We start from the raw sequence: 10862 nt of genomic DNA on the forward strand, positions 1-10862 counted from the left end.
CAGCGACAGGCTATCGTACTCAAAAGGCTCCGCCATGATGAAAATTGATGATGTATCGACTTTAAAATCGTTTTTACTCTCAGGCGCAGGTTGGGCAATGATGAGCCTAGAGCACTGCGACTCTGAAATAAAAGCAGGTTTACTTCAAGAAATACACATAACTGACCGAGAGCATAAATTTAGCGCGCAAATTAGAGCCTTTAGGCAGCATGCAATGCATCACGGCCCTGTAGCGCGTACTATTTGGGAGCAATTTAAACAATTAAGTAAGGAATACTCCAGGACCAGTTAACAATGGATATTGATAAAGAAACACTTATTTTTACTGTCATTGGCTCAATACCAGCAGGCTCTGTGGCAAGCTACGGACAGGTAGCTGCGCTTGCAGGTTATCCTCAAAATTCACGTTTGGTTGGTCGTTTATTAAAAATGATGCCTAAAGATTCGAGTATTCCATGGCATCGCGTAGTAAATAGCCAAGGTAAAATATCGTTCCCTGAGGGAAGCGATAAATACCAAGAGCAACGTGAAAAGCTTTTATCAGAAGGTATTAGCTTTAAAAGTGATAAGGTGAATATAAAATTGCATCGCTGGATTTAATTATTCAGCTTTACATACAGTTAAGTTTAATAAGGATTAATAGACGTGGATTTAAATAAAATAAAGACCGAAAACGAAAAAATAATTTTGAGTTTAAATGGCGAAGTGTGTGATTGGTTGCCTTCTTGCGAATTAACCACCATGAGGAGTCCGCAAGAAATTATAGACCGAGCACTTATTATGAATGCGATGATTAATATTGCTTTTAATGCGCCTATCGAACATATAAAAAAATATATTAATGATAATAACTTAACAAGCTCATTGTCTGACGCTGAAATAGCTATTTTAGCGTTATCGCAAGACACAATAGAGGAGCAAGACAAAGTAAACTTACATTGGTATTTGGAGTCTCTTTGGTCATTAATTTGGGTTATGAGTAAATTTGATGAGCTGAGTATTAATAAGCCAATCCCTGATGATATGATTGATTACTGCCCAAATTTACAAAATGAAGAAGGCCCTGAAAAATTTAACCAAAATATTCAACTACGTCCTTTTGAAGAAGTTTATTCAATGAGAGATTTATATTACAGAGCCATGTGGTGCGCTAGGCACTTTAATTTAAACGCTAAATCTAACGACAACTTTAATATGAGCCTTATTATGGAACGCAGACGCGGTTTAACGTGGTGCCTTGATAATGATTCTGACTGGGATAATATTGCGCAAAATACGTAGTAAAAAAATTAACCCTTTGTATTACGTATTTAAATAAACCAATTATTTATTAAATATATAGGTCTTAAAATGCAAAAGTTGTTTGGATTGTTAACCTTAGTCTTACTTGGAGGCTGTTCTTCAGTGTGCCTAGTCGATGAAGAACCAGGCTCTGCAAATTTAAAAGTATACAACTTAAATACATTTAACGATGATGACAGCCTTAAATTAGAATCCTGTTTAGAACGTTCTCGTTATAGCTATTCACAAGGGCCTATTATTGCTGATTACATACCTTCGGGTATAAATGGTAAGCCTCTTTGTTTATTAAAAAAAGCAAAAAATGATGCAGTAAAAGATAACTTAGTTTTGGTGCAATACGCATACAATAATTTTGAGATAGGCTTACAATACAGCGTGGCTACTTATAAATGCCCTGCAACAGTTAACTTTACCGAGTAATACAGTTAATAAGTAAGGTGATATCCCCGTTGCATTTATTACGCTCACTTTATGTTGGAATAGGGTTGAATAAAAAATGGATATAATTGAAAAATCATTAGCTATAGCGCTTAAAGCTTATTCGGGGCAAAAAGATAAAGCGGGTCAAACGTATATTCTACACCCGCTTCGTTTAATGGCAAAAATGGACACAGATGAAGAAAGGGCAGTTGCATTACTTCACGACGTGATTGAGGATTCTGATTACACAGCTGACGACTTGCTAACACAAGGTATACCATCGAATATAGTTAATGCCGTTCAATGCCTCTCCAAGATTAAAGGTGAAAGTTACGACTTATTTATTAAACGTGTAAAAAAGAATAGCCTTGCAACTAAAATAAAAATTGCTGACATTGAAGACAATATAAATATATTACGTTTAGACACTGTTAACGAAAACGATCTTAGCCGAGTCGCTAAATACCATCGCGCTTGGAAGTCTTTGCACAGCACGCTTGGCGGTAATCGGTAATCAGGTATTATTTTTATCATAAGGTCACTACATGCAATGTAATAAGTCGGGTACTGCGATCTTCATTGATTTTTTGATTAGAGGGTTTTCGGCAACAGCCTGTCTATTTATATCAATACTGGCATTGTGGATATTAAGAGGTATAGAAAGCGGTATTCCTGTTGGTACTTTAAGAGGCGATGATCCTATATGGATTGCCTCATTTTTAAGTTGTTGGCTCGTTATACCAGCTATTGCAGCCTACGTAGCCGATATTTTAAAAGGTAGGCGTGCTCGAGTCACTACTTATAGCGTATTTGCTGTTATGCAGAGTATTACTCTTTATTTTTGGGTGAGCTATACGGCTAAACAACCTCACTCAGAAGTAAGTAGTTCTATATTGCCTATGTTGGTCTGGTTATCAATTCCATTAGCTGCGTTATATTACCCTGCATTTTTTTATGGTTTAAACAAAAATAAAATGCGAATTAAAGTAGTTATAATCACTTTAATTATTATATTTTTCTGGTTTGTTTAAAAATATTTAAGCGGTAAGGGCTATTTTGAGAATTTATAATAATGGCGATAATATCTATACTGGCTCGCTCCAATGCGGTGGCGGGTTTGATGCTTATTTGCAAATTGAACTATCTGACATCGAAGTTAAAAGTATCCAGTTTATTAAGTTAAAAGCAATGAGTGTTGGTTTGAGTAGTGCGGTATCTGTTGATAAAATAAAAGAGTCGGTTGAACTCGCTCTACAATCATTTTTTAATAAAACAGGTAAAATTTATTTTATCAAAACGGTCAGTTATATCCCCAACGATTCAACGCATTATCATTTATATTCCCGTATTGTTTATGAAATATTAAATCGTATTTATACAAATAGTAAATTTAACTGAAAATGAAATTGAGTGAATAACAATCAAGTAGACTAACTTGAAGGCTGCTCGTAACATGGGTTTTTTTGTTGGTTTTTTAATGGATAATATATGAATGAATACAAAAAATAAAAAAGAGATATCGAGTCGTCATCCGGATGATTACGCGCATATGAGCTTAGATGCCCAACAAAGGCTGCTTTTTACAAAACGAATCCCCCAAAATAAACGAGAACAAATAATTCTAAAAGTAGCCACAGACTACATGGGTAACCGTTTATATTTTTTGTGCTACTTATTTGGTTTTATTGCCTTTATGCCATGGGTGGCATCAGGTTGGTTAGGCTTAATTTTTACTGTGAGCGGTATGGGTTATGTTCTTTTTCGTTATATTCGTATGGACGATTCATTTACTGAGCGCATAAAGTATGAAAGGGAGTCGCCTGTAAAGTCTATTAGCCAAATACATAATGAACATGTAATAAATGGCTTGTTGTTAAGTACATGCTCTATAGCATTAAATATCTTAGTATTTTTAATACTTTTTATAATAAAAAAATAGTTATCACGTGTAGTAAATTTGCATGCTTGATTTTAAAATTAGGAAATATATGATTGTTTACATTGATATGGACGATGTTCTTTGTAATTTTACCGAGACTGCGAATCAAGATCTTAAATTAAATCCGGCGATTCAATTTCCTCAATCTCAATATGGTTTTTATACTAAATTACGTCCTTTGTCTGGTGCAATTAACGCCGTTAACGCTTTATTAGATTCTGATAAGTACACACCTTATATTTTAACTGCTCCATCAGTAAAAAACCCGTTATGTTATACCGAAAAACGCATTTGGGTTGAGCAGCATTTAGGTTTTGAAATGGTAAATAGATTGATTATCAGCCCCAATAAAAGTTTATTAAAAGGGCAGTACTTAATAGATGACAATCATACAGGACGTTGCCAAAGCGAATTTGAAGGTGAATTGTTACACTTTGGTACTTCACTTTATCCCGACTGGGCGTCAATTAGAAAATATTTAGACGTGTAGTATTAAGTGTATATCGGTTTGTACTATTTGTAGCGGAATAGAATAAACTAGACATCCATCCTAAATTTGCACTTCCAATTAGAATCTAGGCGCTGTTATATTTTTTAATTAGAGTGGCTGTCTAGTTTAGTTTTTTAGTCTAGTTTAGTTTTTTAATTTATGAGCTAAATCGACACCAATTCTTAACTTATTCATAATTGAACTCCGAATAATAATTTCTACTTCAATGTAGAGGTAGGGAGTCCAGTTATCTTGTTATGTTCAAACATTTTAATAGACGAAAACTAAACTAGCATTTATTAAAAAGTGTATAAGAATTAAAATTTCTAATCGTTTGAATTTATTGACAATAAATACTCCCCCAAAAATCAGACTAAATATCAAATAATTTAGAGTTAACCCTAGGCTTCGAATTTCTCCGTGAATGAATACAAACGAAATCGCAATTATTGGAAGTATAAACCATGGGTTCGGTATGATTCGTTTTAGTCGTGTTAATGCAAACCCTCTGAATATAATTTCCTCTGTAATGGCCGCAGTAAATGCTAGAACAACAACGGCGATTAAGCGCTCTAGTGTACTAATTGGACCAATAAATCCAGCTTGAGATTTTGTAGGAAGCTCATTAGCATAATATATTTCAGGTATAACAAATGCTGAAATTATTAATATAGTGAAAAGCCCAACAAACCAACTTTTATGCTTTAAAAACCATGACCAATCAACGCCAATAGAACTCCAAGTTTCATTGTTCTTTATTAACGCATGCCTTATAAATAAAAAGGGGATCCAATGAAATAATAAATTGGAAAAAATAAAGTACCACCATTCAGTTCTTTTATTATCATTATGTAATGATGAAATAAACTCATCAGGTAAAAACGGAAAAAGTAGTGAACTAAAAAAATCAGTACTATATAAAACAGGATATGCAATTAAACCAATAACTAGCGCAGCAATCGTATATTTATCTAGTCTAGCATTAGATGAAACTTCACTGCTTTTAACTTGATTTTCAGAGCCCATTTAATACCTCATATAATTTTATTATTTATATAAATTGTAATCGTACACAAAGAGCATAACGGCGTTTTAAGTTGAAAACTCTTGTTATATTTACTTATCGAATTCCCAATGTGTTGAACGAGAAATTAATGAACCATCTGTATGATTCGGTTCTATTTCTTTAGATACTTTATTAAATGTATTTTGAGTAATCTCATATGAATCGAGATCTTCTATGTCCAAAGGGTTATCGGCAAATGGATTGTGATATATATGAAGCCCATCAAGATGAGTTTCTTTGTATACTCTTTTTTCAGATATTTGATCAATATAACCAAACCAACCCTCACCGCATTTGTAACGCCTTGACGACACAGTACAATGATTACTAAATTCACTTTGAACTAATGCTTTACTGAATGTCGCCGTAGTTGAAAAAATAACAGCACTGATTTCTTTAAATTTATCAGTTGTAAAAACACCAAGCTCTAACGGAGAGCCATTTGATTTTTTTACTGTATCAATATTAGGAATATTAAAATTAGGACTGCCATCAAGCTTACTTCCCACCATTTTTGGCGCATCACACCCATACAAAACTCGATTAATAGCTTGATTGTTTTGACGAAAAAAAGCAGGCTGTTCGAATGAGGCAATTGCTAAAATAAACGGATTGCCTTTAACATGTTCCATTTTTCCATAACTTTTCAAAAACTTCTTATGTTTGAAATCAATCGCATTCAAAAGTCTAATTGATGCATATTCAAGTATCTCATTTCTTGGTTTATTCAGATATTCTCGTAATATTTCAGGAGAAGACCATTCTGGTTCATCTTTTAAAGCATGATTAGCAGTTACAGCTTCAATACTTAAGTAATTACGGCTCTTTGTTTGAACCGAAAAGTCAGGACTAGCTTTAGAAAAATCAATTTTCATTTCAAGTTCTTTGAAGCATTGAAACAGATATAACTCCCAAAAAGATGAGTTAAAGGTCGTTTGAAATTCTTGTACAAGCTTTCGATCTCTATCGATAAAACCCTTAGCCCAATTATTTATTGTTGCCCTAATTGGTTTAGCTGAATCTAATTGAAGTATTTTAAAATGTTTATGTAACTTTTCTTCAGGAAAGATAGGGGTGAAAATATCCATAGTAAATACCTATAAATGAATTTGTAAATATAACGCCCGCATAAGCAGCGGAACAATTTTGGACGCATTTATGCGTCGTTTATTTTTGCATTAAATGAGGCCGAAGTTGAGGCCGTCTGTATTAATGCGTTTGCTATGTGCCAATTAGCACTATTGGTTCTTCGTTATCCATAAGTAAGTTTAATTCTTCTATTTTCCAGATACCTGCCGACTTATACATTGCTACATAAGCAAATCCAGATTTTTCATTACCTACTATATTTACAACGAAATTTGCTTCACCTTTAACTCCGCTATCGGAAATCTCAAAGCCATTGGCATAATCAAATGAAAAATTAGGACATTAGCCAAAATTCGTTTGAAAAATTTGATTAGTTGATAGTTCTTTAACTACCATTTTGAACGCGCGACTATCTGAGAAGTTAGTTATTGCTGAAGACATTATGGCTGTGAATATAATGATAAAACCACAGAAAAATAATACTCGTTTATGGAATTTACTTTTACTATTCCACCATGTGAATCCTACATCCATAAATGGCATCTGGCTCCATACTCCCTTGGCACATAACGCCCATTAAGGTGCTGACAATAGTTTGCTAAAATGTGTAGCGAAGCGAAACCGAGCAAACTGTTAGCAATCCCGCTTTAAATACTTGTTATATAGCACTTTTGCAATAAGGTTCTGAATGAAAACTAATACGTTCATTGAACCTTTTAGTTAACTCAGTATTCAATTGAGTTGCAACTTGTTGAGCCAACTCAAAGTTGCTTTTTGAGTAGTCGTACGTCGCTGCAAAGTAACAATTTTGATTCAAATAATTATTAACCAAAATAGCTATTTCACTTTCATTCTTGTAATAGGCAGAAACAATGACATCAGATTTTTCTGGTAAATGATGTTCTCCACCTTCTGATTGTTTAATGAGGTTATGTTTTAACGAAAAGGCATCTAATTTAAAAATTAACTCTTCTTTACTCATTTCATCAACTGAAAAGTAAAACTTTCCTATCGGATCGTGGTGTACTCTAGAACAACTAGATAAGAGGAAAGATGCCAATATTAGAATTATGCGCATATCGTCCTTGTGCTATATAACGCCGCGCTAAACGCGCTAAACGCGCTAAACGGGCTAAAATAGTGGGTTATAATGTGAAGCGAAGCGAAACCTAACCCACTGTTTTAATTCCGTTTAAGCGCCTTGTTAGGTGCGTTTTCAGATAGCTTTTTAATAAATACAGCCAAATCAATTGCTGTACGAGTATATCGTTCGGCTTCCTCTTGTGAAAACTCAAATTCAGTCGCATGGACAGCATTGTTTCTGATTTTCATTAAGTGCCTATAGTCTTCATATAAAGCCCAAGGATAACCGTTATCTTGAACAATGCCTCTAAAGACTTTCGACATCTGCACATTTGAAGGCTCAAAATCATAGGAAAGCATTAGATTGATAGTGCAACTCTCGACTTCTCTCCATGCTTCTGTGATAGCTGAACGAGGTGACAACTCAGATATTCTAAGTATGTTGTTAAGAACATAACTATAAGACTCTCTAATATTATCTGCTTTATCACCGACTGCCTTGTTAATTTCTTTGATCGTATTCTCGACTGGACTTAAGTCTTTATCGAAAGAAGCTTCAAAGCCACCGTATTTAAATTTACTTAAACTAAGAATTATTTTTCCAAGTTGTTTTTTAAAAGAAAACGCTAAAATGAGTATTACAATCGGCCAGATAGTAATTTCCAAGATTTTGGTAAATGCTTCAAATATTTTAAGCAATTATCAAAGCTACTAATTTCTTCTTTCATAAATTACATATATCTCCGAGTGTGAAAAATGAGGTGCACCTAACACTTTAGTATTTATGCGACACGCAGTTTGTGTTGCATAATCGCTTGTTGGACTGAGGCGCTACCTGCTCGGTGTGTCAGAGTTGGTGTTGTTTATGCTATGGGAATTTGCTTTTTAGAGGCTCTAGCTAAATCAGCTAATTTAATAAGCTTACCTATTATAATTTAAGCTTTCCCTGCATTGCTCAGCGTTTATTATCTACTCATTAAACCGAATGTTTAACCGTTAAGCAAGGATATTTTTCGCTCGCACAGTCGCTATTAGCCTGAGCAATTAAGCAGGTTAACTTATTGATTTGATGCAGCAAGCAAGGCTGCTAACTCGTTCGCGCTATTTTATTTGTCGCCTCATCTAAATTCATCACACCAATAAATCGTAAGGTACCCGTCTTGCATGACTGGCAAGACCAATGGGGTATTAATCGTTCTTGCTCTACCTTCGGCTTCACCGCTTTGCATGGGGTTGCTGATACTTGAGCCTTTATTAACCCTAACTTTCGCTTGCGACACGCATTAGCTAAAAAGCCATAGTGGCGAATGCGCATAAACCCTTTGGGCAATACATGTTGTAAGTAGCGCCGTAAAAATTCATCACAACTCAGAGTCATGACTTTATCGCGGTTGTTATCTGCATAATCGCGGTATTTAAAGCTCACTGTTTCTTCAGTCGCTGACACTAATCGCGATTCTGACATCACGCCTTTTCGAGTATAACGAGCAAGGTAACTAACTAGCTTTTCACTATACGTTAAACAGGCTTTGCTATACACGCACCATTTGGTTGGTGTGCTTACCTTCGCGAATGAACTATCGCATTCATTGAGCGCCGCGAGCATTTTCCCTCTAAACACTGTTGATAATGCTTTAACGGGGTATAAATAGCCTTTTTCTATTTCATGCCAGTGCGCTTTATCAAGCGCGCCTGCGGGTATCAAGCAATGCAGGTGAATATGCTGACTTAAGTTCTGCCCCCACGTATGCAGTACGCTTGTCATGCCTAACTGGCCATGCCTCTTTCGTTTCGCAAATTTACACAGCGTTTGCCATGCGGCTTTAAATAGACAGTGATATAACGCGTTTGGGTTGTAGTGCGCAATGATATTTAACTCATGCGGGAGCGTAAAAACAAGGTGGAAATACCGACACGGTAATAAATCTTCCTGCTGTTTTTGCACCCATTTAGCCGTAGCCATCCCTTGGCAAATTTGCAACAAATTTGCAAGACATCCATCCTAAATTTGCACTTTCTAAGGTTAATGACTAAATTTCAATTAGTCTAAAAAGTGAGTAGGTGTTTTATGGCTATTGCAAGAAAACGTCAGGTAAGTTTGGTTGATACAAAATATTATCACTGTATATCACGCTGCGTACGCCGTGCATTTTTATGTGGCGAGGACCGTTTTACAGGCAAGTCTTACGAGCATCGTAGAGGTTGGGTTGAAGATAGGCTGCTTGAGTTAGCCAAGGTATTTTGTATTGATGTATGTGCTTATGCCGTAATGAGTAACCACACCCATTTAGTATTGTATGTTGATGATAAAAAAGCGAATAGGCTGAATGATAAAGCGGTTATTATTCGCTGGCATAAACTCTGTAAAGGCACCGTACTGACGCAAAAGTACATACAGGGTGAAAAGCTAAGTAAAGCTGAACTTATCTTTTTTAATAAAACAGTAAAGGAATATCGAGAGCGCTTATCAAGCATCAGCTGGTTTATGCGGTTATTAAATGAAGGTATTGCTCGCAGAGCGAATAAAGAAGATAACTGCACAGGGCGATTCTGGGAGGGGCGCTTTACGTCTCAAGCATTATTAGATGAAGCCGCACTTGCCGCCTGTATGGCGTATGTAGATTTAAATCCTATTAGAGCTAAAATGGCTAACACCCCAGAAGAGTCAGACCATACCAGCGTCCAAGAACGTTTAACATACGCAAAAGAAGGTAAACAACCAAAAAAACTACTTCGCTTTGCAGGTATGCCACGTCAAATAATGCCCAAAGGGCTGCCGTTTGAGCTTAAATCGTACCTAGAACTTGTTGAATTAACAGGACGTTGTATACGAGAAGACAAGCGAGGGTATATTGAAAGTACACACTTGCCTTTACTAGACAGGGTGAATATATCTCCAGGAAACTGGTTAAAACTCACCACGCAATTTACACGTGTATTTCATGGTGCAGTAGGCAGGCCATCCTCACAAGCAAGTTACTGTGAAAATTTAAACCGCAAGCGGCGGGCAAATATCAGTAATTGCGAAAAGCTACTCGCATAAGACTTAAACCTCTTAGTAAGAAATTAAAACTGTAATTATGCAGTTATTCTCATGCGTGTAATTTAGGTTTAAGGGTGCTAATGACTTACTAAATGGATGAAATTAAAATAACCCTGTAGGAAAGGTAAATAATTAACCTAAAAAGTAGATTTTATGGCACAGTTTTATTTTTTAATTGAAGTGGCTGTCTAGTTTAGTTTATTCTATATGAAGCTGAATCAATTACTAATTTTAGATGCCATAGTGCAAAGCGCGAGCTTAAGCGGGGCAGCATTAAAGCTACATAAAACACAGCCAGCGCTTACACTTGCTATTAAAAATCTAGAAGAAAAAATAGGGTTTGAGTTACTAGACAGAAGTAAGTACCGATTACAGCTTACTGAAAAAGGGCGTATTTTTCATCGCGAAGCGAAGCAACTCTTGCATGCCA

Annotated in this window: 15 protein-coding genes and 1 pseudogene; 11 read left to right on the forward strand and 5 right to left on the reverse strand. The window is 35.6% G+C overall.

The annotated features are described in order from the left end of the window. From I6F45_RS20940 to I6F45_RS20980, 9 genes are all read left to right on the forward strand, one after another. Positions 1–292, forward strand: a 292-nt coding sequence (locus I6F45_RS20940) for a LysR substrate-binding domain-containing protein (protein WP_442961220.1), incomplete at its 5' end; no start/stop codon positions are given. Positions 293–294: 2 nt separating this feature from the next. After that, positions 295–600 (forward strand): MGMT family protein, encoded by a 306-nt coding sequence (locus I6F45_RS20945; RefSeq protein ID WP_197161993.1) that lies wholly within the window; start codon positions 295–297, stop codon positions 598–600. Between the two features lie 45 nt (positions 601–645). Continuing rightward, complete coding sequence (locus tag I6F45_RS20950) at positions 646–1281, forward strand: DUF4272 domain-containing protein (protein WP_197161995.1); 636 nt, start codon at positions 646–648, stop codon at positions 1279–1281. A 69-nt stretch (positions 1282–1350) separates the two neighbouring features. Then, on the forward strand, positions 1351–1722 hold the full coding sequence (locus I6F45_RS20955; RefSeq protein WP_197161997.1) for a hypothetical protein: 372 nt from the start codon (positions 1351–1353) through the stop codon (positions 1720–1722). Between the two features lie 76 nt (positions 1723–1798). After that, entirely contained in the window at positions 1799–2236 is a 438-nt protein-coding gene (locus I6F45_RS20960) for a hypothetical protein (RefSeq protein WP_197161999.1), read from the forward strand. Between the two features lie 31 nt (positions 2237–2267). After that, positions 2268–2753 (forward strand): hypothetical protein, encoded by a 486-nt coding sequence (locus I6F45_RS20965; protein WP_197162001.1) that lies wholly within the window; start codon positions 2268–2270, stop codon positions 2751–2753. 25 nt (positions 2754–2778) lie between these two features. Further along, entirely contained in the window at positions 2779–3120 is a 342-nt protein-coding gene (locus tag I6F45_RS20970) for a hypothetical protein (RefSeq protein WP_197162003.1), read from the forward strand. Between the two features lie 94 nt (positions 3121–3214). Beyond that, entirely contained in the window at positions 3215–3661 is a 447-nt protein-coding gene (locus I6F45_RS20975) for a hypothetical protein (protein ID WP_197162005.1), read from the forward strand. 49 nt (positions 3662–3710) lie between these two features. Continuing rightward, positions 3711–4151: a 5' nucleotidase, NT5C type gene (locus I6F45_RS20980; protein WP_197162007.1), complete on the forward strand. Its 441-nt coding sequence runs from the start codon at positions 3711–3713 to the stop codon at positions 4149–4151. Positions 4152–4421: 270 nt separating this feature from the next. Here the strand turns inward: I6F45_RS20980 and I6F45_RS20985 are convergent, their stop codons facing one another. The 5 genes and pseudogenes from I6F45_RS20985 to I6F45_RS21005 form a co-directional block, all read right to left on the reverse strand. After that, positions 4422–5177: a CPBP family intramembrane glutamic endopeptidase gene (locus I6F45_RS20985; RefSeq protein WP_197162010.1), complete on the reverse strand. Its 756-nt coding sequence runs from the start codon at positions 5175–5177 to the stop codon at positions 4422–4424. Positions 5178–5267: 90 nt separating this feature from the next. Then, positions 5268–6305: a hypothetical protein gene (locus I6F45_RS20990; protein ID WP_197162012.1), complete on the reverse strand. Its 1038-nt coding sequence runs from the start codon at positions 6303–6305 to the stop codon at positions 5268–5270. Between the two features lie 659 nt (positions 6306–6964). Beyond that, positions 6965–7288 (reverse strand): hypothetical protein, encoded by a 324-nt coding sequence (locus tag I6F45_RS20995; RefSeq protein WP_197162013.1) that lies wholly within the window; start codon positions 7286–7288, stop codon positions 6965–6967. A 200-nt stretch (positions 7289–7488) separates the two neighbouring features. Next, complete coding sequence (locus I6F45_RS21000; RefSeq protein ID WP_197162014.1) at positions 7489–8088, reverse strand: hypothetical protein; 600 nt, start codon at positions 8086–8088, stop codon at positions 7489–7491. A gap of 388 nt (positions 8089–8476) precedes the next feature. Further along, positions 8477–9361 (reverse strand): annotated as a pseudogene (locus tag I6F45_RS21005) (IS91 family transposase); the annotation flags it as partial. A gap of 96 nt (positions 9362–9457) precedes the next feature. Here I6F45_RS21005 and I6F45_RS21010 point away from each other — a divergent pair. Together I6F45_RS21010 and I6F45_RS21015 are read left to right on the forward strand one after the other, a co-directional pair. After that, a complete protein-coding gene (locus I6F45_RS21010) occupies positions 9458–10432 on the forward strand; it encodes a transposase (protein ID WP_197162015.1) in 975 nt (324 codons plus the stop codon). A gap of 207 nt (positions 10433–10639) precedes the next feature. Next, on the forward strand, positions 10640–10862 hold a 223-nt coding region (locus tag I6F45_RS21015), incomplete at its 3' end, for a LysR family transcriptional regulator (RefSeq protein ID WP_197162016.1).

The organism is Pseudoalteromonas sp. SWYJZ19 (genome assembly GCF_015864375.1).
Lineage (GTDB): Bacteria > Pseudomonadota > Gammaproteobacteria > Enterobacterales > Alteromonadaceae > Pseudoalteromonas > Pseudoalteromonas arctica.